We start from the raw sequence: 24,655 nt of genomic DNA, 5'->3' as shown, positions 1-24,655 counted from the left end.
CCGCCCAGCCTAGTGTTCGTCGTCAGCTCGCCACGGGCCGAGGTTCCGCGGCGAGCCAGGCAGCCACCTGGTCGTGCACGGCCGGATGATTGAGCAGGTCGAAGTGGTGCAGACCGCCCAAATGCCGGCCGTGGCCGGCGGCGAACGGCAGGTACCGCCGCTCCCCGCGGCCGGCCGCGCTGGCGTACGGAACGAGCAGGTCGCCGAGAACGCCGGCCAGCGGCCCGTCAGGCCGCCGGGTGAGGGTGGCGCCGATGAAGTAGTGCTCCGCGTGCGGCAGGAACGGCACGTCGGTGCACACGTCGCGCGGCGGCGCGGCCGGGTCCACGTCGCGCCAGTCCTGCTCCACGAGCGCGCCGTACCCGAGATCCTGGACCCCGGCGCTGCGTGAACTGAGCACCCGGCCGATCGGCCGGCTCTCCGGGAACCGGGTCAGCAGCCGCGCGGTGGCGTGCACGCCGCGGGCCAGCGGCGCACCCAGGTGCGGGGTGCCCAGGCACACCACGTGTCGTACCGCCGGCACCCATCGCTGTCCGGAGTCCGCGCCCTGCTGACCCGCGCTGCGGATCACCAGACCTCCCATCGAATGCCCGATCAGGGTGAGCCGTTCGACGGCGACCGGCCAGTGCTCGACCAGTTCGCTCAGCAGCGACGAGAGCCGCAGGCCGTTGTCGGACACGTGCAGACCGGAGTTGTACCGCAGGTAGACGGGGGTGTACCCGAGGTCGCGCCGCAACCGCGAGCCGAGCGTCAGCCGGGCCGTTCCGTGGTGCCGGCGGGCGGACAGCGACCAGTACTCCTCGGTCTCACACAGTCCGTGGACGAACACCACGATCCGTCCCGTCGCCGCGGGGAACGCCTGCCGGAGCGCCCCGGTGGTGAGCGGGACGTCCTCACCCCGTGACCGGACCGCCATCGGGGTCGCGAGGTCCGGGTGCCGGCCACTGAGCATGTCGCCCCAGACGCCGTTGACCACCGCGAGACCCGACCGGCCGGCCAGGTGCACCGACAGTGGTGGCTGCTCCGCGCGCCAGGCCCGGCCCGCCGCGGCGCCGATCATCCGGGGCAGCACCGCGTGCGCGCCCCGGACGATCGCGTACACCCCGCCGGCGATCACGCCGTGCGCGGCACGGACCGGCCATACGACCGGGCCGACGGCGCGGAACACCCGGTCGGCGATCGCCTCATGGGTGTCGCGGACCACGCTCACCACACCGGCCAGCGCATCACCGGTCAGCCGTCCGGCCGCCCGGATCTCGTCCGCTCCGCTGGTCGTCACCACGCCTCCCCGGTGAACCCGATGGCCGTCAGTGCGGTGCGGGCCGCACCAGCAGGCGCACCGGAACGGCCGTCAGACAATTCTGCTCCTCGTCGCTGAGCACGTACAAGGTCGCCTCGTACCGTCCCGGTGCCAACCGGGTGGCATCAACGCGGATTCCGATCCGCAGGGACCCGCCGGGCCGCAGCGAGCCCGAGGAGCGCTCGGCCGCCAGCCACGGGGCGGTGGCGAACACCGGCAGGCCGCTGCCGATCTGGCTGGCCGTTCCCGACGTCGCCGGCGGTGCGCCGACTCCCGCGGACATGATCCAGAGGCTGCCGTCCGGGCCGACGTCCAGGCCGGCTCCGGTGGACGGATCCGCGTCGGGCGGTGCCACCGTGGCGAGCGTCCGGCAGGTGTCCGGATCGAGCGCGTAGACGAGGTCGCGCGGGCTCTGCGTGGCGACCCAGAGCCTGTCGAAGCCGGCGCTCCAGCCGAGCCCGGCGACGGCGCGGTCGGGCGGCACGCAACTGCTGATCACGCTTCCCGGGCGCGGGTTCCCCAGCCCGCGGATGTGGTAGATCCTGCCCTGGTCCCAGCCGCCCACGTAGAAGCTGTCGTCGTCCGGGCGGTAGGCCAGCCCGCGCTGCGGGGCCGCCGTCCAGGCGAACTCCCCCACGATGTCGGCGCGGACATCACCGGTGCGCGGGTCCCAGCAGGCGATGCCGTTCTCGGCACCCGTCTTGACCTGGCACATCAGTGAACGGCTCGGCACGTAGGCCATGTCCAGCGGACCGGGGTTGATGTTGGCCCAGGGGGTGGGCCACCCTTCGCTACGACGGATCCCGTCGGGCGTGTAGCTGTCGTTGCGCAGCAGGTCCACGTCGGAGATCCAGACATTGCCGGACTCGGTTCCGATGCCCCAGCCGACCGCCATACCCGTCACTGCCCAGGACCGCTGCACCTCACCGAGGCGTCCCGGCCGCGAAGCGGCACCCTCACCGTCGGCGATCCACCATCGTACGGCGGAGCCGCCGACGTTCGTCAGCTGCACCGCACTCTGCTGTCGTCGCCCGGCTTCCACCGTCACCGCCAGGCTCTGCGGCGTGACCCGCAGTCCTCCGGTGCTCACCGCCACGACACCGCTCGGTGGCGTCGCACCAGCGGCTTCGCCGGGCGCCCTCGCGGTGACAGCGCTGAGCGGTATCGACAGAACCGACACCACCGCGGTCGCCATGATCGCTCGCGAAAACATCGATGATCCCTCCTCGTCGTGGCGCTGAGCCGTCCCGAGATCAAGCCGTGAGATCGATGAACGGCAATGGGTGACGCCTCACCATCGTCCGCCGTGCTCGTGCGGGAACCAGGGGATCCCGTCCTGACTCACCGGCACCAAGGGCCCTTCCCCACTCTCGGACGAACCGGAATGCTCGAGGTGCCCCGTGGCTCTCCCCCAGCGGTCCGAGCCCGGTGAACCGGGGAAGGTGACGACAATGACACCGATGACGAAGGTCGCGGCCGGGCTCTTCGGCACCTGGGCGCTCAGCGATCTGGAAGAACTGTGGACGATGAGCCGCAGCAGCCGGTACCTGCTGCCGCGGCTGCCGGCGGCGCTGCCCGTTCCGGCGCGCCTGCGCCGCGACGGTCTCTCGCAGCGGCACGTGGCCCTGGGCATCGCCGCGATGGGTCTGCTGATCGGCGCCGCCGCGGCCGAGGGCGTCCGGTCGCAGGGCCGCTCGCCGATCTTCCGCGGGGTCCTGCTCGCCTACGGCCTGCACGGCTTCGGCCACCTCGGCATGGCAGCCGTCGCGGGCCGGTACGTCTCGGGGGCCGCCACCGCACCCGTCATCGTCATCCCGTACTGGCTGTGGGCCCGGCGCGAACTCGCCCGGCACGGCATCGCCGAGGTGGACGGGCCCGCGGCCGCCGTGGCGATCGCGGGCCCGGCGATCCTGATGGGTGTCCACGCGCTGACCTACCGGCTGACGCACGACTGAGCGGGCCAGGAGCCCGCCGCAGCCATGCGCACCGGCCGGCCCGCCGACGAACTCTCAGTAGCCGATGTCCCGCCTGCGCAGCCCGGCGTATCCGGCCGCCAGCAGCGCCCCGGTGATCAGCGTGAGCACCACGAGCGGGGCGGCGTCGAGTGCGTCGAGCGGCACCTGCGGCGTGTGGTCGAACGGCGACGCGGCCCTCGTCCAGCCCGGCAGGTCGAACGAGTCGCCGAAGAGGCTGACGATCGCGCAGTATCCGACCACCGTCCACCCCGCGGCGGCCGCCGCCCTCGGCAGCCAGCCCATCGCCAGCACGCCGACCGCCGCGACCGACCAGACCGCCGGCAGGTAGGCGAGCGCGGCCCCGACGACTCGGGGCACCTGGGTGGCGTCGGAGACACTCAGCGCGTACGCCACGCCTTCACCGAGGCCGATCGCCACCAGCGCCAGCGTCGTGCCGGCGAGAGTCACGCTGAGGTGGCCGGCCAGCCAGCGCAGACGGCTGGTCCGGGTGGCCAGGACCGACTCGGCGTGCCCCGACGTCTCCTCACCCCGGGTGCGCAACACGCTGCTGACCCCGTACGCGGAGGCGATCAGCGCGGACAGGGCGATGGTCAGGGCGAGGTACGAGTCGAGCACGCGCGCCGCACCGCCGGGCAGGAACTCCGCGATCTCCGGATGGTCGTCGACGTACTGCTGCATGCTGTCGCCCATCGACCCGTATGCCAGGCCGAGCAGCACCAGGCCGGCCAGCCATCCGGTCAGCGCGGTGCGTTGCAGCCGCCAGGCCAGCCCGTACGCGTTGCTGAAGGCCGCCGAGGCCACCGGCCGGCCGGGCCTCGGCGCCACCAGGCCGTGACCGAAGTCGCGCCGGTCGAGCAGCGCGACCGCCATCGTCGTCAACACCGCGATCGCGGCCAGGGGCAGCAGCAGCGGCCACCACCGGTCGGCGACGTAGGGGTAGATGCGCTGACCCCAGCCGATCGGCGACAGCCACGACAGGGCGCCACTGCCCGCGTCGCCGGCCGCGCGGAGAGCGAATGCGCCGCCCAGCAGGGCCGCCGCGCTCCCGTACACCGATCGTGCACTCTCGAACAGCTGAGCCGTGACCGCAGTGAGCGCGGCGAAGGTCGCGGGGACCACGGCCGTGGCGGCGCCGAGCAGCACCGACGAGCCCACCGGCAGGCCGGTGGCGACGACCACGGCGCAGACGATCACCCCGGCGGCCAGGTCGGCGGCACCGGCCAGGGCGAGCGCGGCGGCCAGCGGGGCGCGGCGGCCCACCCGGGCCGACCGGATCAGCTCGGCCCGCCCGGTCTCCTCGTCACCGCGGGTCTGCCGGCCGACCATAAAGATGTTCATCAGGGCGAGGACGACCGCCACGAACCCGAACATCTCGAACACGATCTCCCCGCCGATCGAGTCGAGCAGCCGGGCCGGGCCGTTCATCACGACGACGGCGGCGTTGCCCTCGGCCGTGCTGCGCAGCTCGGCGAGGTCCTCCGGCGTGCCATAGAGATTCTGGCTCTGCCCGGACTGCGTCAGCCAGAGCAACGCCACACCCAGCAGCCACCAGGGCAGCCCGCGACGTTCCCGGCGCAGCATGAACCGCAGCAGGCCCAGCGTCCCGGTCATGACGCCCCGCCTGCCCCGCCGTCTGCCGGGTCGGCACCGTAGTGCCGCAGGAACATTTCCTCCAGGGTGGGTGGCGTGCTGGTCAGGCTGCGCACGCCGAGCGGCGCGAGCCGGCACACCACCGCTTCGAGCTGCGCGGTGTCCACGTCGAAGCGGGCGTGCCGGGTTTCCAGGACCGCGTCGTGCACGCCGGGCATCGTCTCGACGCCGGTGATCGGGTCCCGGGTCTCCACGGTGATCGACGTCCGGGTCAGGTGACGCAGTTCCGCCAGCGTGCCGGTCTCCACCGTCCGGCCCCGCCGGATGATGCTGACCCGGTCGCACAGCGCTTCCGCCTCGGCCAGGATGTGGCTGGACAACAGCACGGTGCGGCCCTGTTTCCGGACCTCCTGGATGCACTGCTGGAACACCGACTCCATCAGCGGGTCGAGTCCGGAGGTGGGTTCGTCGAGCAGCAGCAGTTCGACGTCCGAGGCAAGCGCGGCGATCAGGGCCACCTTCTGCCGGTTGCCCTTGGAGTAGGTGCGGGCTTTCCTGCTCGGGTCGAGGTCGAACATCTCCAGCAGATCGTCACGGCGGCGCCGGTCGGGCCGGCCGCGCATCCGCCCGAGCAGATCGATCACCTCACCGCCGGTGACGCCCGGCCAGAGCGTCACGTCGCCGGGAACGTAGGCGAGCCGGGCATGCAGGTCGACCGCGTCGCGCCAGGGATCACCGCCCAGCATCGACACCGTGCCCGAGTCGGCACGCAACAGGCCGAGCAGGATCCGGATGGTGGTGGTCTTGCCACTGCCGTTCGGCCCGAGGAAGCCGTGCACCTCACCCGTCGTGACAGTCAGGTCGAGCCCGTCGAGGGCGGTGACCCGGCCGAAGGACTTGCTGAGAGCGGAGACCCGCAGGGCGACTTCCGGCGACGCGTTCATCGAACCTCCCTGATGCGTCACGGCCACCGTCGCATCGGCGACGGCGACCCGCACCCGGCGGCATCCACCGGCCGCCCGCCCGTCCGTCCGACGTGGTGATGGAGTTCGCCGTCGAGGTTCCTGCACCCACCCGCTCGCGGCAAGGCTTTGAGCCGGTCGACACCGGAAACGTCGCCCATCGGTCAGATCGGTTCGCGTCCGGGATCTCCTCCGCACACGTACGCGGGAATGCCGTTGCAAAATCGCCGGGCCGGGATATCCGAAGGATGGCGCGGGCTGATTGCTCTGGTGCGGTGGAAAGCCGCCGGCGTCGCACGCCGTCGGGCACCCGGTCTTCGGCAAGACCGGCACCACCGACAACCAGCGGACCGCCGCGCTGGTCCTGGGCACCACCTCGTTCGTCGTCGCCGGCTACCTGGCCGACCCCGACTGGCCCAGCACCACCCAGCACATGAGCCACACCATCGTGAATCCGGCAGTGTGGAACACCGTCGCCGACTACATGAGAGACGAACCGGGCATCCAGTGGCCCGCCCGCAGGCACCACCCACCCGGTGCTGGCGTCGTTTCTACTCTTCCCCGGCACCCGGACCGAAGGTCAATCGGCCGGCGAGGGTCTCGGCGACGACCTCGTGCATCGGCCGCGCGTGCTCCTCGGCATAGGCACGGAGCAGGTGCAGAGCCACCTCGGCGTCGGCACCGGTGTACGCCATGACCATGCCCACCGCCTGTTGCACCGCGGCGACGCCGGCGGGCATGGTCATGGCCGGGTGCCGGGTGCCGTTGGTGCTGACGGCATCGAGCAGCAGGGTGGCGGCGGCCAGCGCGTAGCGGGCCGCGCACTCCCCGGCCGAGGCGGTCAGCGCTCCGGCGGTAGCGCGGTAGAGGGTGAGGACCCCGACCGGATGGCCGTCGTGCACCACGGCGAAGGCGAACATCGCACGAACGCCGCTGGCCAGCGCCTGCGGGGCGAACGCCGGCCAGCGTCGCACGGCCGCCGGGGCGCCCAGGTCCGCCGCGACGACCGGCTCACCGAGCGCGACGACGTCGAAGCGTGGTCCCTCGTGCAGCTGGTTCTGCAGGTCTTCCAGTTGCTCGGAACGGGTGCCGCTGTCGCTGAGCAGCAGCCAGCCCTGCGAACCGGCGGAGACGCTGAGGGTGACCCCGCCGAGGTCGGGTAACTGCTGGTGGCAGTCGGTGGCCAGCGCGGTGATGCCGCCGCGAGCGCGGAGCCCGGACACCAACTGACGCAGCAGCTGCGCTGAGCGGCTGTCGGATGTCGTCATGGACCTTGCCCGGCTTCCGGGCCGCCGTCATCCGCGGGTAGCGGGAACCTTCCGGAGACGATCTCCACGGCGAGTTCGTGAAGGTTCTGGTTGGTGTCCCGGGCCAGTTGACGGATCCGGGTGAACGCGGCATCCGGGCTGATCCGCCAGTGCACGGCCAGCATGCCCTTGGCCTGTTCGATGGTCACCCGGCTGGCCAGCGCGGTCTCCAGGTGCTGGATACGCAGCCGGCTGCGGCGCAGCGCGTCGAGGTGGCGCGCGGTGTGCGCGGCGGCTTCGGCAAAAGCGCCGGCCACGGTGATGGTCTCGTCGTCGAGCCGGCCGGGCTCGGTGTAGAACAGGTTCAGCACGCCGAACGGACGGCCCTGGCCGCCCAGCATCGGGATGGCGTGCACCGCGCGGGCGCCGGTCGCCCGGATCGCCGGTCCCAGGCCTGGCCAGCGCGGGTCGACGACGTCGGCATCGGGGTACGCCACCGGTACCGCCCTGCGGTGCGATTCCACGCACGGTCCGCGTCCGCTCGCCAGTTCGGTCGCTTCGAGGCGGCCGACCGCCGCGGAGGTCACCGCGACCACCCGGAGCCGGTCCTCGGGGTCGGCCAGGAACACGCCGGCGCCGGTGGCGTGCAGGAGCCGTCGGCTGGACCGCAGGAGCGCGCGTACCGGTTCGAGCTGGTCGTCGCCCCCGGCACCGGCGGTGATGATCTCCAGCAGAGCGGAGCTGAGGTGATCGGGGCCCGATACGCCCGCGGTCGCGTCATCCGTCATCGCCGCCCCCTCCCGGTGCGGTCGTGGCCCTCCGTGCGGCAGCAGCCCGGTCACGCACCATCGTCGTCATCCGTCGGGCTCACCACCAGGGGAAAGTCGATCGTCCCGGTGCCCGCGAGCACCGCTTCGGCGAGCTGACCGACCCGCAGGCCCCTGGCGCGGGCAGTGTGCCGCAGCACCGCCGACACGGTGTCCAGATCGAGGCGCAGCTGGACCGCGAGCATGCCTTTGGCGCGCTCGACACTGGTGGCCTCGGCCAGCGCCGTGGTCAACTCGTCGATCCTGACCTGGGCCTGGGCTTCCCGCTGGAGCCGTCGCACGGTGTCGCCGGCCGCGGCCGCCATCGACCGGGCCAGGTGCGAATCCGGGCCGGCCAGCCCACCGGTGCTCGGCCGGAACAGGTTCAGCACCCCGACTGCCATGTCCTCGGTGAGCATCGGGAAGGCGTGCACCGCGCGGATCCCGCTGGCCCGCGCCGACCCCCCGAAATCCGGCCAGCGCGCGTCGGTGATGTCGACGTCGGCGAACACCAGCTCACGCGCTTGCCGGTGCGACTCCACGCACGGACCTCGCCCGGCGGCCAGCTCCTCGTATTCGAGCACTCGCACGGCCTCCGACGACACCGCCATCGATGTCAACCTCCCGCGCCGGTCGGGCAGCATCACTCCGGCGCCGCTGACGTCGAGGAGCCGCAGACTCCACCGTGCCAGGGTGTGCGCGACGTCCAGCACGTGACCACCCTGGCTGCCGGTCGCCGTGAGCTCGACGAACGCCCGGGCGATCAACCGACTTCGGTCATCGGGTGGTGTGCTCGGCTGAGAGTTCACGGCTGGCTCCGTCCGCTGGTTGTGCACCGCGGTCTGGAGCTTGTCAGGCCTGCCAGATCACCTGGATTTTCCCACTTTACGCCCGTCACGTCAGACCCGACTGCTGGCAAACGCTCTCGTCGGCAGGAGCCACGTCCGGGCCGGTCCATCGCACAACGGACAGCATGCTGAAAGGCGGGAGGCACGGCAACTCCGCAACGCCGTGCGTCCCGAATACTCACGCCACGCTGCTACCCGCCGGAGGGTGCCGGTAGGCGAAAGCTCAGCAGCAGGCAGGTGCCGGTGTGGTCGCTGTTGAGCTCCACCTGCTCGCACACCCGGTTGATCAGCCACAATCCGCGTGACGGCAGCACCTCGGGCTGTCCGCGGTGACCGTCCAGCTGCCAATCCGGTGGCAGGCCGGCGCCCTTGTCGGTGATCCGGCAGCGCAGGCGGTGCCCCTGCCGCCACAGCGCCAGCCGGCCCTGCCCTCCGCCGTGCTGCACGGCGTTCGCGCACCCTTCGTGCACCGCCAGGACGAACTGGGCCAGTTCCTCACCGGTCAGCCCCCAGCCACGGCTCCGGTCCCGCACCGCGGAGCGCAAATCGCGCATGTCCGCCATACCGAAGTCGACGATCAGCAGAAGGGCGTCGTCCCGCTGATCGCCTGGGTCGCCGTCGGTCTGTTCATCGAGGTTGGCGCCATCCACTCGGCGCATCTGATCGTCCGGTCTGGCCGGATGACGTGACGAATCCATGACCGCTCCACAAACGGACGCGCCGGCGAACCACGAAGGCAGCCGCCGGGGTTTGGAGCAGCGCCATGGCCGTTGCCGGGGAAGGCCGATGTAACAGCCTCTCGGCGGCACGGCTCACTACCGGCACATGCTAGCCACCCGGGACGGTCGGTACCAGCGGCGGCATGTACACATTTGAGGGTAACTGCGGGTCCGGGCCCGCCCGGCGGTCATCGATCGGCGGATATCAGTACCCAAACGGTCTTCCCCTCCGCGACACGGATCACACCGCAGTGGGAACCGGCTGCCGAGATGATCCGCATACCGCGGCCCGACCCGGCCGGCATGATCGAACTCCGGGTCGGCGCCCGCTGCACCAGTGCCGGCATCACCCGGCTGCCGTCCCGGACCGCGATCCGCAGGTACCGCCCGGTGAAGCTGGCCATGACGTCGAAGTCGGTGGCGGCGTGCCGGATCGCGTTCGACGCCAGCTCCGAGGCCACCAGCCGCGCGGTGTCCCGCAACGACGGCAGCCCCCAGTCCAGGCATGCCTGTCCGATCAGCGACCGGGCGTCGGCCGCGCTCTCCGGCAGCGGCGCGAAACGCTGCCGGACCCAGCGCGGGACGTAGGCCCGCACCGCGAGCGATGCCTGCCAGTGATGGTCGTAGACCGCCACCAGGGTGCGGAACGTCTCCAGGCCGCGGCGGACCTCCGCGCCGGGCTCGCACAGCAGCACCGGCACGCTCCACTCCTGCTGTGCTTTGAGCGTCGCCTTGGCGAACACCCGAAGTGACCGGGTCTCGGCCCGGTCCAGGTCGGACAGGTCCACGATCACGGCGACCGGGCACTGCGCGGCCGCCTTGCCGATGACATTGCGGCAGGTCGGCACGGTGGCCGGGCTCAGCTCGCCGGCGAGGCACACCCTGGTGACGCCGGTGGCCACATTCTGTTCGGTCACTGCCCTCAACACTGGCAGGCCCCTGGCGAATGCGAGGTGTCCGACAACGTCGCCAAGAGATCGTGCTCATCGAGTTCAGCCCGCACCAGTCACACCAAACGCCGGGAAATCCACGATCACAACCCCTTGTCACGAGTCCATCAGCCGACAGAGTCAGGGGCGTCGATGATCGGGCGGCGCTCGCGGCAACCCGGAACGACCGGCCCCGCCGATGCGATCACCCGGACCGGACACCGATTCCCATCACTGCCGGCGGTCGGCGCCGCCACCGCCGCCGGTTCCGGAGATTTTTCGGTACGACCAGAGCAATGCCTGGTCAAGCCGGCGCCGGAGGAAGCCGAGGACGGCGTGGTCGCCCTAGGGTGGGCCGGGACGCGACGCGGACGCCGATGAGCCGGCCGGCCCTCCCGGGGTGGTCACGGCGCCGGTCCCGCCATCTCGGCCACGCGACCCGGCGGACCGAGGATCGGGCCGGTTCACCGTTCGGATCGCGGCACCGGACGCCGGCTCATCGGATTAGCCCGTGAGGGTGACGCCCCCGGGGAGTAGCCCAGCAGCGTGGGCAGATCGCACAGCTGCATCACCGTGTCCACAGCGGAGCCCGCCGCCGTGAACTCGGTGCCGGGCCGGACACGCCCGATCTCCAGCAGCGCCCGCAGCCCGGCCACGTCGCAGAACTCGAGTCCGGAGAGGTCGAGGCACAGCCGATCCCGCTGGCCGGTGACCACGGCGCTCAGCTGCTGGCCGAGGGACGTCACCGTACTGAAGTCGAGCTCACCGGTCACCGCGACCACGACGGCGGTCGGCGATGATCGGGTGGCCGTGGCGGTGAGGCGTTGCTTCGCGTGGTCCATCACGTGCTCCCGCCGTCGGGGTCCACCGGGGACTCGGACTCAACCCGTTTTTACTCCGGAAACATTTACCAGTAAAGCCCGGACAGCCACGGCCCGCAGGGTTACTCGGGACGCTGGACCCTGGTGGCCCGGGTCCCGCGGTGGTGCGCTGGAGAGAGGTGATCGACGGGATCGCCTTGACACAGACCCGCGATCAGCACCGCCTCGAGGCGGTGAAGAGGTTCAACAAGAAGGTCCTGAACCCGGTCATGCCGACCGTGCCGGGCGTGACCTTGCGCTGGATCCCGGCGTGCAGTGCCGGCACTGCGGGTCCTGTCACACCCGGAACGTGCTCACCAGGGCCTGCAGCTCGCTGGACATCCGGGCCAGTTCCTCCGAGGCACGCTGCGCGTCGCCGACGTTCTCGGTCGTGAGGCGCGTCGCGCCGGCCAGGCCGTCGATGCTCTCGGCGATGCCCCGGACGCCGCCGGCCGCGTCGCTGACGCCACGGTTCATCTCCCCGGTGGTGGCGGTCTGTTCCTCGACCGCTGCCGCGATCGTGGTCTGGTATTCGCTGATCCGGCCGATGATCTGGCCGATCTCGCTGATCGCGGTGATCGCCGTGTCGGTGCTGGCCTGGATAGCGGCTACCCGGGCACTGATGTCCTCGGTCGCCTTGGCGGTCTCCTGAGCGAGGTCCTTGACCTCGCCGGCCACCACGGCGAAACCCTTGCCCAGGTCACCGGCGCGGGCAGCCTCGATGGTCGCGTTCAGGGCCAGCAGGTTGGTCTGCTCGGCGATCGAGGTGATCAGCCGGATCACGTCGCTGATCTCGGCGGAGGACGCGCCGAGCTGGGTGACGGTGTGGTTGGTCGACTCGGCCATGAGCACGGCCTGCCCGGCCACCTCGACGGCCTGGTTGGCGCTCTGCGCGATCTCCCGGATCGAGGCGCCCATTTCCTCCGAACCGGCCGAGACGGTGTCGATGTTGTGGCGGATCTGCTCGGCGGTGGCGGCCACCGCCTTGGCCTGGGCGCTGGAGTCCAGGGCGTTCTGGGAGATCTGGGCGTTCGTGGCCGACAGCTGCTCGGCCGCGGCGGCGAGGGAGTGCGCGGCGGTACCGAGCGACTCGACCGTGGCGCGCATGGTGCCGGTGGCCTTGTTGAGGGCGACGGCCATGGCGCCCACCTCGTCGCGGGAGCGCACCGTGACCACGCCGGTCAGATTTCCGGCCGCCAGCTGGGCGAGGTTCTCGTTGACCGCGGCGAGCGGTTGGGTGATCCGGCGGATGGTCACCCCGCCGAGCAGCGCGGCCACCAGCAGACCGGTGCTCAGAATGAGGACCATCAGGGTCCGGCTGCGCCGGTAAGAGTCCGAGCTCTCCGCCGCCGCGGCGCTCGCGTCGTTCGCCTCGTACTCGGTCAGGACGTCGAACGCCTCATTGATCTTGTCGGTCACCGGTGCGGCGCTCGTGTTGTATACCTTCGAGTACACCGCGTTGTCGCTTTTCGCCGCCGCCGGAACGAGTTGCTCGTCACGGATGCCGGCAAGTCCCGTCAGAGCATCGCCGATGGTGGCCACAGCGCCCCGCTGGGCACTGGTCAGACCCAGCTCCTCGTACACTTTCACGCCCTGCACGGTCAGCTCGTGCGCCTTGACCGCCGCCAGCCGGAATTGCTCGGTGTCAGCGGCGCTCACCGCGATGTTCATCCTGGCCAGATCCAGCAGTTCATCGTCGAAACTGCCCTGCGTGGCGGCGAGAGCCTGTGACGGCATGAGGTTCTCTGCCACGATGCCGTTCGCCTTGCTGTTCACCGTGCTCAGACCGACGAGTCCGGTGACCGCGATGGCGAGGCCGGCCACGACCGCCACCGCGATCGCGCCGCCGATCTTCACTCCGACCGGTAGGTCACCGAAGAAGTTCACCGCGCCACGACGCGTCGTTCTTGGCATGTGGGTGTTAGGCACTACCGATCCTCTTTCCTGGGCCGATGGTGCACGCCTCCTCGGCAGACGCAGTGGCGTGCTGGGGTCATGGCGAACAGTCAGCTCAGCGGCGTTGCGGATCAGTCGCTCTCGGACTCCCGTTCGGGACATCCACGCCTCTGCCGCGCGGCGTCGGGGTGCAGATGATCGCGGCGCGAAGCGCGGACAGTAGTTCCTGTGCGCTGAACGGCTTGCGGACGAGTCGGGCTGTGCCCACGTCGTGGGAGAGCTGGTTCGCCGTGTATCCGGACATGAACAGGACCGGCAGGTCGGGGCGGTCGGATCGAACGCGTTCGGCCAGCTGGATGCCGGACATACCCGGCATGATCACGTCGGTGAGAACGGCGTCGATCCGGGAAGCGGACTCCTCGAACACACCGAGCGCCTCGGCGCCGGACGCCGCGGTGAGCACCACGTAGTGATGACGCGTCAGAATCCGGGTCACCACATCGCGGACCAGGGCCTCGTCCTCCACCACGAGAATCGTCTCGGCATTGCCTTCGGTGGCGACCACGGTGGGGGCAGCAGGAACTCGGCTCGCGGCAGCCGCTTCCGGCAGGTAGATACGGACGGTGGTCCCCCTGCCCAGCGCGCTGCTCAGCGCGATGTGCCCGTCCACTTCGGTGATCACCCCGTAGGCGGTGGCCAGGCCCAGGCCGGTGCCCTCACCGGGTGCCCTGGTGGTGAAGAACGGCTCGAAGGCTCGTTTGGCCACCTCGGGAGACATACCGGTACCGGTGTCCGAGACGGCGATGGTGACGTAGTCACCGGGAGACAACGGCAGTTCGTGGTCGGCCGGCACCGTGGTGACGGAGGTTTCTATCAGAAGCTGCCCGCCGTCGGGCATGGCGGCTCGGGAATTCAGCGCGAGGTTGAGGATGACCTGTTCTATCCGGCTGCGGTCGATGGTCACTCGAAGCACGCGAGGAGCCAGTCGGCAGGTGAATGCGATGTCTTCGCCGATGGTGCGCCGGATCATTTCGGCGAGCTCCTGAACGGCTGTGCTCAGATCGAAAGTGTCGGGTTGGGTGGGCTCCCGCCTGGCGAAGATCAGGAGTTGCCGGGTGAGAGCCGCGCTGCGCTCGGCCGAGGTGCGAATCTGTTCGATGTCGCGATGGCTGGGGTGTTCCGGACCCAGGTCGTCGCGCAGGAACGCGGCGGCGCCCAGGATCACCGCCAGAGCGTTGTTGAAGTCGTGGGCCACCCCGCCGGCCAGCAGGCCGAGGGATTCGACGCGCTCGGTCTGCTGGGCCTGCTGGATCAAGACCTCGCGTTCGCGGTCGGCACGGACGCGCTCGGTGATGTCCCGCAGGACCCCTTCGGCGGCAACCGGCATTCCCCTGGCGTCGCGAAGGCCCCGGGCGCGTTGTTCGAGCCAGACGACCGAAGCGTCGGCACAGCGCCAGGCGACCACCAGCGGTTCGGGCGTCGACGAGCGCCAGGAGTCGACCAGGCGCGCCCGCTGGTCCGGGTCCGGGATGTGGTTGAGGAAGCGATCGGCGGGGCCGAGCAGGTCGGCGGTCGGATAGCCGGTGATGGTGGCCACGGCGGGGTTGAGGTAGGTCAGGGAGGCAGCGGGATCGAAGTCGCAGCGGAAGATGATGTCCTGGGCGTGTTCGGCCAGCAACCGGTAGTGGCGTTCACTGTCCCGCAGCGCCTGTTCCGCCGCTCGCCGCCGACGCCGGCCGTCAGCCTCCGCCAGCTCCCGGATCACCGCGGGGGCGAGTCGGTGCAGCAGATCCTTGCGTACGAAATCGCGGGCCCCCGCGCGCATGAGGCTCACGGCGGCCTCCTCACCCAACTGGCCCGAGATGAGGATGAGGGGTATGTCATGTCCGAGATCCCGCAGCAGTTGCAACGCGACCTCGGCGCTGAAGCGGGGCAGCCGGTAGTCGGAGACGAGCAGATCTGGAACACCACTGGCCAGAGCGTCGCGCATGGCGGTCTCGGTGTCGACTCGCCGGTAGGTGAAGTCAATGCCGGCCTCGTGCAGGGCGTCCGCGACGAGTACGGCATCGTCGTCGTTGTCCTCGACGAGCAGCAAGCGGTATCCGGTCATCTGATTTCCTGGTTGGGGTCAGCCGAACCCATGGCGGTTCGGTCAGCCGGAGTGGGCGCAGGGGGGCGGGAATCTGCCGGCCTGGTCGACGGCGGGCAGGGTGAAGGTGAAGGTGGCCCCGTGCCCGGGTGCCGCGGTGGCCCAGATTCGCCCTCCCTGGCGGGCGATGGCACGCCGGGTGGTGGCCAGGCCGATCCCGGTGCCGGGGAACTCGCCTGCGTCGTGGAGCCGCTGGAAGGGAACGAACAGCTTGTCGGCGTAGGCCATGTCGAAGCCGGCACCGTTGTCCCGGACGAAGAATTCGCTGTGGTGGCCGGTCTGTCGTCCGGCACCGACCTCGATACGGGCGTCATCGCGCTGCGCGGTGAACTTCCAGGCGTTGGTCAGCAAGTTCTGCACCACCACGAGGAGCAGGCCGGCGTCGGCGCTCACCGTCAACCCATCGGCGACGACGACCTGCACGTCGCGTGATGTCTCCCGGCAGCGGATCTCGTCGATGACGTCATGGGTCATCCGGGTCAGGTCGACGGTCTCGACGACCGGATCAACACCGCCCAGATGAGACAACGCGAGCAGGTCGTCGACCATGCGGGTCATCCGTTCGCTGGCAGCCAGCACGCGACGCAGGTAGTCCTGTCCGGTCCGGTCCAACGCGGACGCGTACCGGTCAAGCAGGATCTGACTGAAGCCGGTGGCACTGCGCAGCGGCGCACGCAGGTCATGCGACACCGAGTAGGCGAACGCATCGAGTTCGCGTACCGCCTCGCCCAGATCCTCGTTGAGGCGAGTGACCTCTTCCTGCGTCGCCTTCCGGGTGGTGATGTCCAACGCTATTCCTCCGGTCCCGAACAACACGCCGGCCTTGCTCAGCAGCGGGAACCGGATGGACAGGTACCAGCGGCTCGGTTCGCCGGGCAGCTCGATGGGAACTTCCAACTCGACTGATTCCAACGTCTCGGCCACCTTGCGGTCACCGGCGGTGATACGGCTCGCAGTGGTGGCCGGCAGATGCTCACCCACGGTGGTGCCGACCAGTGACACGCCCTCGTCGCCGTGGCCCAGGTTGCGCCGGGCCGTACGGTTCGCCATCAGGTAGCGACCGTCGAGGTTCTTGACATGCAGCGCGGCAGGCGTGTGTTCGAAGAACGCCTCCATTTCGTCACGGCTGAGCCGCGCACCCGGCTTGCCGCAGTCCCGGATCGGCGAGCGCGAGACAAGCAAAGCGACCAGAACGCCGCCGACGACGCCGACGACGGCAGATGCCGCCACCACCAATTTCGTTGACATCGAGAACTCAGATCAATATCGGACAGCATTCGACCTCGGCGTATCCGTCAGACATGCCACGATGGGCCTCGCCCTCACGTCCTGACGGGACAGCACACCAGTGGATCACTCGATCCCAGGATAGGTACGGGCCCGCACCCGGCCGGCCGATCGCCCGATCCCGGCCCAGTTCAGGACTAAAGTCCCGGTGTCCCGGGCCGACCGGCACCATCGGCCCGGACCGCAGCCCGACGACCGGCCGGCGAACCGTCGTCCCTCCGCTCAGCTGATGTCGGTGGCCAGGGACGTGGCCATCGCCGACTGTTGCTCCAGCACGGCGTTCATCTCGGTCTGCACCAGGTCGATCTTGCCGATGATCTGACTGGTGGTGGCGATACCGGCGGCCACCGTGTCCGCGTTGGCCTGCAGCGCGGCAACTTGGGTGTTGACCCGTTCGGTGGCTTCCGCGGTTTCCCGGGCCAACTCCTTCACCTCGCCCGCGACAACCGCGAACCCGCGACCCACCTCCCCGGCCCGGGCCGCCTCGATGGTGGCGTTGAGGGCGAGCAGATTGGTCTGATCGGCGATCGAAGAGATGATCTTGATGACGTCACCGATCGCTGTCGAGGCGCCGCCGAGGGCGCTCACCTCCTCGGTCATCGCCGAGGCCTGGGCAACCGCCTCGGCCGCCACTCGCATCGCGGTCTCGCTCGCCGTGCGCAGCTGGGAGACCGTCTCGAGCAGGACCCGAGACTTCCGGGCCACTGCCTCTGCGGCGCGCACCTGCCCGATGCGCTGGGACACCAACTGTCCGACGTTCCGCAGCGCGGCCGCGCGTTCCTCCGAGAGGGTCAGGTACTCGCTGGTGAAGAAGTCCATCGTGCCGATGACGCGACCGCCGGCCCCCCGGATCGGAAAACAGACCCCGGAGCGCACTCCGGCCCGGCCCGCGGCCGGCGCGCGCACGCAGTCGGTGAGTTCGGACAGATCACGCACGAACACCAGGTCGTCGGCCCGCCAGGCCCGGCCGGACAGCCCGACTCCCCGCGCGAAGCTGGCACTCAGTGTGACCCGGCGGAACTCCTCGCCGGCCGAGCCGGATTCGACCCGGAACTTGAGGACGTCCTCGCCCTCACCGATCTCCCAGTACGAGCCGTACGCCCAGCCGAAAGCGGTACGTACCGAATCCAGGGCAGCACGCAGCGCCGATTCCGAGTCGTTACTCTCGCCGATCTTGCGGACGACCTCGGTGACCGCCGAACGGTCCCGCGCGCTCATCGCCAGGTCGGCAGCGGCGACCGCGTTGAACCGGGCCATGTCCGCGATGCGGGAGATGGCTGCCCACTTCTCCCGTCGCCCGGCGTCCGCTTCCACCGGCTGCGCGCCGAAGTACTCCTGGACGGCGACGACAGCCGGGCCGCGGAGCACGGGCGAGAGGATCACGCCGCGCATCCCCGCCCGGGCGGCCGCCTGGTAACGCGGGCTCGGCGGGGCGGTCCGCTCGTCGATGTTGAAGTACGCCGCCTGTCCGGTGCGGAACGCTTCCTTCAGCATCTCGCTGGCGGCCCCGGGCAGATTGTCACTGACCGCGCCGGTCTCGTAGCCGATCAACAGATCGCCGCGTTCGCCCGCCGTCCACGCGGCACCGTAGCCGAGGCCGTACTCACGAATCATGCAGTCGACCGTGATCCGCAACGCCGAGTGCTCGTCGGTGGCGTTGCCCAGGTCTGCTACGAGCGCCTCGAGCGCCTCGACGTCGCGTGGCACCGGAACGGGGACCGTTCGCGGCTCAACCTTGCGGTTGCGGAACATGTCGAACACCCACCAATCGACGGCGACGAGCAGAACAAGGGTCGGCCATGGACCTGGAACATGAACGGCGAACAGCTGCGATCGGAGTGCGGCAGGTGGCCGTTTCAGTAGCAGAACCTACGCAATTCCCTGGAGAAAAGCGGCTGCTTGGGCACATCCGCAGCCGGCGAACAGCCCGATCCACTCCCGATTCGCACCGCGGTCAGTCGGCCGTCGACCTTCATCCCAGGATCGTCCGGACTGATTGAACAACGGCCACAGCGGTGTTCGGCCGAGGAGAGAATGCGACATGACCGTTGATGAGTCCCCCGCGCCTGGCGGCGTTGCGCGATCACGGTCTGCTCGACCAGCCCGGCGACGACCTCGGCGAGCGGGCCGCCGACCCGGAACTGCACGGCATCGCGCGGCACCGGAGGTGCCGTTCGCCGCGGTCAACCAGTCGATACGTGCCCCTACATTTCCGGTCCGGCGAGACCGTCTGGACCCCCGACGCCAATCAGCACCCGCCCTGCGCGACGGCAGCATGCCGCGCACCGAATTCGTCATCGCTCCGCAGGACCGCCCGGCCATTGTCCTGGTTGCCTCGGGCCGTGCGTTGTCCACTGCCGACGGCCAGGTACGAGGTGCCGTGGTCGTGATGCGCGCCGAGCGCGCCTCGACCACCTTCGGCAACTGCCGCCATCGTCGGTCAACCAGGAAGACCAGCGTGAGGCGGTGCCGAGCCCGACCGCAGGTCGGCGGGCGGCCCTGGCCACGCTCGAGAACTGAACAGCGCGGTCAGGCCAGGGCAGGGCAGGAAGAGCTTCTCGAGCTGCGCCACGTCCAGGCTGGGCTCCTCGCCGTTCGCCTGCGCCGTCACACACTGCCGCAGGCCGGTCGCGATGATTTTGAAACCGGCCCGGTCGAGAGCGCGGGACACGGCGGCGAGCTGGGTGACCACGTCGGCGCAGTCCCGGCCGGCCTCCAGCATGGCGATCACACCGCGGATCTGACCCTCCGCACGCCGAAGACGCTTGATGACATCACCGAGGGCGTCCTTCTCCAGCTCCATGCCGTGCCTCCCGCGCCGGTGCCCAGCGGCCGAAATATACCCCGCTGGGTATGCACGAGAGGCGTAGCCGTGCATCAGACCTACCCGCCGAAGAGCTGCTGAACCCAGTGCGGGCGCGTCGCGGCGGCGACCAGCAGGGCGCTGTCGATGGCGACGCCGAGCACGAGCCAGCTGTTCCAGAAGCCGATGAACAGCAGCGCCGAGAGCAGGCAGGCCACGGCGGTGAGCACCGGCCAGACCGCGGTCAGTCCGGGGACGCCCCACACCGCGAGGGCCAGGAGCGCGAAGGCGGCCACCGTCGCCGCGGTCAGACTCAGTCCGAACGGCCGGCGAGCCGCCTCCGGGACGATCCAGGACCGGTCCATGGCGAACTCCGGGACTCCCGGGGCGAGGTAGAGCAGGTGTACGAGCCCATGTGCCCTGTTCACTCAACCCCGGCGGGCGGACGTTGGGAATAGCAGCCATCGCCAGAGGGGGGCACCCATGGAGAAGATCGCGTGGTGATCCCGGGCCTGACCACACTGGTCTCGGCCGGCGGACTACTGCTGCGCGCGCCGTCGCACCACGATCGCGAACGGGTGCTCCTCGGGCGGCGGCAGCCGGCCCACGCGTGACCGGCGCGGCGGCCACTGACAGGCCGTTGGACCCTGGGAACCGCACCACCGGGCCGTACAGGCTGGAGACGGCGAACCACACTTCCTCGGAGGGACGGTCCTGTGACAGTCATGACTTCCGGACAGCTCCCGACCGCGGCGGCGCCGGGCACGGCGACCGGCGGTGATCCGCTGACGGCCCCCACGTTCGGTGTCGAGGAGGAGTTCCTGCTCCTCGATCCGATCCACGGGCGGCCGGTGCCGGCCGCGCCGGCGGTGCTGCGCATGCTGCGCAACGAGACAGGTCCACGCGCCGAGCTGATGAGCTATCAGGTGGAGACGGCCACCGCGGTCTGCACCAGCACCGACGAGTTGGGCGCCGAGCTGCGACGGCTGCGGGCCCTCGCCGCCGAAGCGGCCCGCGCCCGGGGCTGCCGGCTCGTCGCCACCGCCGTCGCGCCCTACGGAGCACCCGCGCTGTCGGCGATCACCGACGCGCCCCGCTACCACGGGCTCGCCGCACGCCATCCCACCCTGACCGCGCTCTCCGGTGTGTGCGCCTGCCAGGTCCATGTCGGCGTGCCCTCCCGTGACCTCGGCGCGCAGGTTCTGACCCGGCTGCGCCCCTGGCTCGCCACCCTGCTCGCGATCAGCGCCAACTCCCCGTTCACCGGCGGTCACGACACCGGATACGCCAGCCACCGCTACGGCCTCGTCTCGCAGTGGCCGACCGCCCGGCCGCCGGACGAATGGCGCGACGCCGCCGACTACGACCGCTCCGTCCAGCGTCTCCTGCGCCGCGGGGCCGCGATGGACGAACGCAGCATCTATTTCCTCGCCCGGCTGTCGCCGCGGTACCCGACCATCGAGGTACGGGTCGCCGACACCTGCCTGGATCGGGGAACGACGCTGCTGCTCGCCACGCTGGTACGCGCTCTGGTGGTCACCGCCACCGCGGACGTCCGGGCCGGGCTGCCCCCGCCGCCGGCCGCACCCCGGTGGGTGATCGGGAGCCTGCTCGCCGCGGCTCACAACGGACTGGCCGGCCCGGGGATCGACCCGTTCACCGGTGATGCCGTACCGGCCTGGGACCTCGTCTCCGTCCTGGTCGGCCACGTCGGTGCGGCGCTCGCCGCCCTCGGGGACACCGCGACCGTCGCGACCCAGCTGGCCCGGCTGCGCGAGCACGGCACCGGAGCCGAACGCCAGCGCCGCCTGTGGAAACGCGCCGCCACGCCGTTCGACATCGTCGCGGGACTCGCCGCCATCACCGACGCCACGGACTGAGGGCCGGAGGCATCGTGGCCGCGGACGCCTGTCGCGGCCAGTGAACGGACCCCGCCTGAGCGACCGCAAGGCCGGGTCAGCGGACCGTCGCGGTGACGGCGCGGCCGGCTCACGCCGATCTGAAACGGCAGGCGGCCGACCGGCTGGCGGGCCGCGCGGGTAGCGGCACCACGATGCGGGTGCGCCACGCGGCCGAGTCGGCGACGCCCCACGGTCGGATACCCGGCTGTCACCTCGAAGGTTCCGTCGACGCGGGGACGGAACACGGCGGTCGGCGGCCCCGCCGGGCGTTTCCCGGTCCTGCGTAGTGCGGACGTCATCACCGGGAGGATGAGCCGCGGGAACGTGTGCAGGGCGCCGAGCTCGACGGTGCTGCGGATCCCGACCAGGTTGCGGGGGCGCCGCGTGGCCGATTCGACGCCGCGGGCACCCGGATCAGCGACGGACGACGTCTGCACTCGCATAGCTGCCTCCTCCGGCACACGACCGCACTGCCGCCGACCGTGCCCGAAACATCTGAGCGATCGCCAGAGAACAATGACCCTTGACCGGTGCCCCGTTCTCCGCCGGGCAGCGCTGCGCGGAGCGCAGTCCTCGATCCGGCAGCAAGGCGACCGGCCTCGGCCGATCCTGGCAATGGTGTTCCGGTGACCGGGTCAAGGGCCGATCGTCCCGCCGCGGTCAGGGACACCAGCCCAGGTGACCACGATGCCCGGAGGCGAATAGTCGGTGGTGGGGGTTCACTCGGCACCCATCTCTCGGACCGGTGGCACGGCACGATCAGAGCCCCGTCACGGCGGCTCGGACTGCTGGCCACCGGGTGCGGGCAGACCATCGCCGCCGAGTCGAAGCTGGAGAGGAAGGTCGTGGTGACGACATCACCGCTCACCGCCGTCGACGGCCAGCAGTGCGTCGACGTCCTGATCTGCGACGGCTCGATCATCACCGTACGGCCGGTCCAGCCCGGCGATCGGGCGGCGCTGACGGCCCGGTTCGTCACCGGAGCCGGCCCGGCCACGACAGCGACCGAGCTCGACGACCTGTGCCGGCCGGATCCGCACCGGCTGGTGGACGTCGCGGCCGACGGCCCCGACCTGATCGGCGTCGCCTCCTGCACTCGACACTGCGGGGACAGCACGACCGCGACGATCGCCGTCCGGGTCGCCGAGGCACATCGCAGCCGCGGCATCGGCACCGTGCTGGTGGAGCATCTCACCGCTCGCGCGCGCCACGCCGGGATCACCCGGTTCCTCGATGACGTGCGTTCCTCCGGCAGCGCCATGCCGGGACCGGGCGTGACGCTCATCGGCAGCGACGCCGTCCAGCAGGCGGTGCAGGCCCGCGACCGCGCCGGATGGCAACCCACGCGGCGCCCGCTGCCGGCCCCGCGGTCGGTGGCGGTGGTCGGCGCCATCCGGGGCCACGGCAGCACCGGTTTCGAGGTGCTCCGGGCACTGCGCGACTACGGCTTCCGCGGCCGGCTGTACCCGGTGAACGACTCCGGCCGTCCGGTGTACGGCGTACCGGGGTTCCGGAGCATCGCCGACCTGCCCGAACCGGTCGACCTGCTGGTCATCGCGACACCCGCCGCTGAGGTGGCCGAGACGTTGCGCGAGGCCGGCAAGAACGGCGCGGGCAGCGCTGTCGTGCTCACCGGATACCCGGTCACCGGCGACGCCGGAAGAACTCAGCGGGATCTGCTGCGGATCGCCCACGAGCACGGCATGCGCCTGATCGGCCCCGGCAGCCTCGGCGTCCTGAACACCGATCCGCGGGTCCGGCTCAACGCGAGCCTCTCCCCGGCCCGCCCCGCCGCCGGCGGGCTGGCCCTGGCCGCGCAGTCCAGCGCTGTCGGGATCGCGCTGCTGGAGCACGCCACCCGCAACGGGTGCGGCGTCGCCGACTTCGTCGGCCTCGGTGACCAGCTCGACGTCGCCGTCGACGACCTGATCACCGATTGGTACAGCGACTCACGGGTGCGCGCCGTCGCGATGTGCCTGGAGACCCCCGACAGCCACTACGCCTTCGCCCGGGGTGCCCGCGCGCTGTCCCGCCGCAAACCCGTCCTGGTGGTCCCGGGCACGACCATCGGGACGGGACCGACCCATGACCGCGACGAGGAGCTCTTCGCTCAGGCCGGCGTCATCCACGTGGCCAGTGTGGACGAGATGACGGACACCGCGCGGCTGCTCGTGGATCAGCCGTTGCCGACGGGTGATCGGTTGGGCATCGTCGGTAATGCCGGCGGGCTCACCCGGCTCGCCGCCGACTCCGCCAGAGCCCTCGGGTTCACCGTCGTCCCGCTGTCGCCGGCCCTGCGCCGGCAACTGCCCGGCGGTGCCGGCAACCCGGTGGATCTCGGCGTCGAAGCGACGGCGCCGATGATCGGGGAAACGCTCGGCATCGTCGCCCGGAGCGGCGAGGTCGACGTCGTGCTCGTCGTGATCGCCGGGACCCGGGCGAACGTCCCCGCCGCGATCATGAGAACGCTCGGTCGCGTCCTGGACGACAAGGCCCAGCCACCGCTCACCACCGCGGTCGTGCTCACCGGCAGCGCCGACGACATCCACCGGATCGGCGTCCGCGGCACGCCCGTCTACCGGCAACCCGACCGGGCGCTACGGGCTCTGGCCCGCGCCTGCCGTTACGCGGTCTGGCGCCGTGAACCGCTGGGGCGGCGGCCGGCACTGGGCGGCCTGCAGCCCGGCCGGGCCACGACGGTGATCGAGCGAGCGCGGGCCGACAGCCGAGGCTGGGTTCCGCGGCGGGCGGCGGCGGACCTGATGGCCGCGTACGGCGTCACGGTGCTGCCGGCCTCCTGGGCCGGCACCGGGATGACCGCGATCGCCGCGGCGGAACGTGTCGGCTACCCCGTCATGCTGACCTGCGCCACCGGCAGCGCCACGCCGTGCCACCTCGGACACGTGCGGCGCGGTCTCACCACCGCCGCAGCGGTCCGTGCGGCGTTCGAGGAACTCACCCGGTCCGGCTGCCGGAGTGACCAGGTCCTCGTGCAACATCAGCCGTCCGCGCCGGTGGAATTGATCGCCTCGATCACCGACGAGCCGGTCTTCGGTGCGATCGTCGAGCTCGGCCTCGCCGACGAGCACGGGGCACGGACCGGCCGGCGGGCAGCACACTTGGTGCCATTGACCGACCTCGACGCCGGCCGGATGTGCCGCAGCCTGCCCTGGCCGTCCTCGCACACCGGCCAGGACGCCATCCCCGACGTCAATCCGTCCGCGGTCGAGGACCTGCTGCTGCGACTCGGCCGCCTCGCCGAGAACCATCCGGAGATAGCCGCACTCGAACTCAACCCCCTGCACGCCGGGCCGAACGGGATCGTCGCGGCGAACCTCCGCCTGCGGCTCACCACAACCGGACCGCAGCCGGGCCGATGACC

Annotated in this window: 19 protein-coding genes and 1 pseudogene; 4 read left to right on the top strand and 16 right to left on the bottom strand. The window is 70.9% G+C overall.

The features are described from left to right. Positions 1-22: 22 nt before the first annotated feature. Together Apa02nite_RS21270 and Apa02nite_RS21265 are read right to left on the bottom strand one after the other, a co-directional pair. On the bottom strand, positions 23-1,279 hold the full coding sequence (locus Apa02nite_RS21270; RefSeq protein WP_203826528.1) for an esterase/lipase family protein: 1,257 nt from the start codon (positions 1,277-1,279) through the stop codon (positions 23-25). A gap of 28 nt (positions 1,280-1,307) precedes the next feature. Further along, positions 1,308-2,390 (bottom strand): BACON domain-containing protein, encoded by a 1,083-nt coding sequence (locus Apa02nite_RS21265; protein ID WP_203826527.1) that lies wholly within the window; start codon positions 2,388-2,390, stop codon positions 1,308-1,310. On the opposite strand from Apa02nite_RS21265, the gene Apa02nite_RS21260 reads away from it, so the two are divergent. Next, a complete protein-coding gene (locus Apa02nite_RS21260; protein WP_203826526.1) occupies positions 2,383-2,541 on the top strand; it encodes a hypothetical protein in 159 nt (52 codons plus the stop codon). The genes Apa02nite_RS21265 and Apa02nite_RS21260 overlap by 8 nt on opposite strands. Positions 2,542-2,751: 210 nt before the next feature. After that, positions 2,752-3,255 carry an HXXEE domain-containing protein gene (locus tag Apa02nite_RS21255; protein ID WP_198171296.1) on the top strand — a complete coding sequence of 168 codons (504 nt, stop codon included), beginning with the start codon at positions 2,752-2,754 and terminating at the stop codon, positions 3,253-3,255. A gap of 54 nt (positions 3,256-3,309) precedes the next feature. Here the strand turns inward: Apa02nite_RS21255 and Apa02nite_RS21250 are convergent, their stop codons facing one another. The 14 genes and pseudogenes from Apa02nite_RS21250 to Apa02nite_RS21185 all read right to left on the bottom strand — a co-directional run bounded on the left by Apa02nite_RS21250 (position 3,310) and on the right by Apa02nite_RS21185 (position 19,800). Further along, on the bottom strand, positions 3,310-4,887 hold the full coding sequence (locus Apa02nite_RS21250; protein ID WP_203826525.1) for an ABC transporter permease: 1,578 nt from the start codon (positions 4,885-4,887) through the stop codon (positions 3,310-3,312). Then, positions 4,884-5,810: an ABC transporter ATP-binding protein gene (locus tag Apa02nite_RS21245; protein ID WP_203826524.1), complete on the bottom strand. Its 927-nt coding sequence runs from the start codon at positions 5,808-5,810 to the stop codon at positions 4,884-4,886. The genes Apa02nite_RS21250 and Apa02nite_RS21245 overlap by 4 nt, the downstream gene beginning before the upstream one ends. Positions 5,811-6,379: 569 nt before the next feature. After that, complete coding sequence (locus tag Apa02nite_RS21240) at positions 6,380-7,096, bottom strand: GAF and ANTAR domain-containing protein (RefSeq protein ID WP_203826523.1); 717 nt, start codon at positions 7,094-7,096, stop codon at positions 6,380-6,382. Beyond that, positions 7,093-7,863 (bottom strand): GAF and ANTAR domain-containing protein, encoded by a 771-nt coding sequence (locus tag Apa02nite_RS21235; protein ID WP_203826522.1) that lies wholly within the window; start codon positions 7,861-7,863, stop codon positions 7,093-7,095. The genes Apa02nite_RS21240 and Apa02nite_RS21235 overlap by 4 nt, the downstream gene beginning before the upstream one ends. 50 nt (positions 7,864-7,913) lie before the next feature. Beyond that, positions 7,914-8,648, bottom strand: coding sequence for an ANTAR domain-containing protein (locus Apa02nite_RS21230; RefSeq protein WP_203826521.1), 735 nt, complete (start codon positions 8,646-8,648; stop codon positions 7,914-7,916). 272 nt (positions 8,649-8,920) lie between these two features. Next, the gene (locus Apa02nite_RS21225) at positions 8,921-9,388 is read right to left on the bottom strand and encodes an ATP-binding protein (protein WP_203826520.1); all 468 of its coding nucleotides are present in this window, start codon (positions 9,386-9,388) and stop codon (positions 8,921-8,923) included. 248 nt (positions 9,389-9,636) lie between these two features. Then, positions 9,637-10,365: an ATP-binding protein gene (locus Apa02nite_RS21220; RefSeq protein WP_203826519.1), complete on the bottom strand. Its 729-nt coding sequence runs from the start codon at positions 10,363-10,365 to the stop codon at positions 9,637-9,639. Between the two features lie 476 nt (positions 10,366-10,841). Continuing rightward, on the bottom strand, positions 10,842-11,219 hold the full coding sequence (locus tag Apa02nite_RS21215; protein WP_203826518.1) for an STAS domain-containing protein: 378 nt from the start codon (positions 11,217-11,219) through the stop codon (positions 10,842-10,844). 315 nt (positions 11,220-11,534) lie between these two features. Continuing rightward, positions 11,535-13,151: a methyl-accepting chemotaxis protein gene (locus tag Apa02nite_RS21210; protein ID WP_203826517.1), complete on the bottom strand. Its 1,617-nt coding sequence runs from the start codon at positions 13,149-13,151 to the stop codon at positions 11,535-11,537. A 97-nt stretch (positions 13,152-13,248) separates the two neighbouring features. Continuing rightward, complete coding sequence (locus Apa02nite_RS21205; protein WP_203826516.1) at positions 13,249-15,243, bottom strand: hybrid sensor histidine kinase/response regulator; 1,995 nt, start codon at positions 15,241-15,243, stop codon at positions 13,249-13,251. Positions 15,244-15,285: 42 nt separating this feature from the next. After that, a complete protein-coding gene (locus Apa02nite_RS21200; protein WP_203826515.1) occupies positions 15,286-16,530 on the bottom strand; it encodes a sensor histidine kinase in 1,245 nt (414 codons plus the stop codon). 261 nt (positions 16,531-16,791) lie between these two features. Beyond that, positions 16,792-18,276 carry a methyl-accepting chemotaxis protein gene (locus Apa02nite_RS21195; RefSeq protein WP_275412500.1) on the bottom strand — a complete coding sequence of 495 codons (1,485 nt, stop codon included), beginning with the start codon at positions 18,274-18,276 and terminating at the stop codon, positions 16,792-16,794. 838 nt (positions 18,277-19,114) lie between these two features. Beyond that, a pseudogene (locus Apa02nite_RS21190) lies at positions 19,115-19,372 on the bottom strand (metal-sensitive transcriptional regulator); the annotation flags it as partial. A gap of 80 nt (positions 19,373-19,452) precedes the next feature. Next, positions 19,453-19,800, bottom strand: a complete 348-nt coding sequence (locus Apa02nite_RS21185; protein ID WP_203826512.1) for a hypothetical protein — start codon at positions 19,798-19,800, stop codon at positions 19,453-19,455. A 297-nt stretch (positions 19,801-20,097) separates the two neighbouring features. Between Apa02nite_RS21185 and Apa02nite_RS21180 the strand changes: the two genes are divergently transcribed. Both Apa02nite_RS21180 and Apa02nite_RS21175 read left to right on the top strand, forming a co-directional pair. Next, entirely contained in the window at positions 20,098-21,252 is a 1,155-nt protein-coding gene (locus Apa02nite_RS21180) for a carboxylate-amine ligase (protein ID WP_203826511.1), read from the top strand. 869 nt (positions 21,253-22,121) lie between these two features. After that, positions 22,122-24,653, top strand: coding sequence for a bifunctional acetate--CoA ligase family protein/GNAT family N-acetyltransferase (locus Apa02nite_RS21175; RefSeq protein ID WP_203826510.1), 2,532 nt, complete (start codon positions 22,122-22,124; stop codon positions 24,651-24,653). Positions 24,654-24,655: the final 2 nt, after the last annotated feature.

The organism is Actinoplanes palleronii, assembly GCF_016862315.1.
In the GTDB taxonomy this organism is placed as follows: Bacteria; Actinomycetota; Actinomycetes; order Mycobacteriales; family Micromonosporaceae; genus Actinoplanes; species Actinoplanes palleronii.
This window is presented reverse-complemented; position numbering and strand designations above follow the sequence as displayed.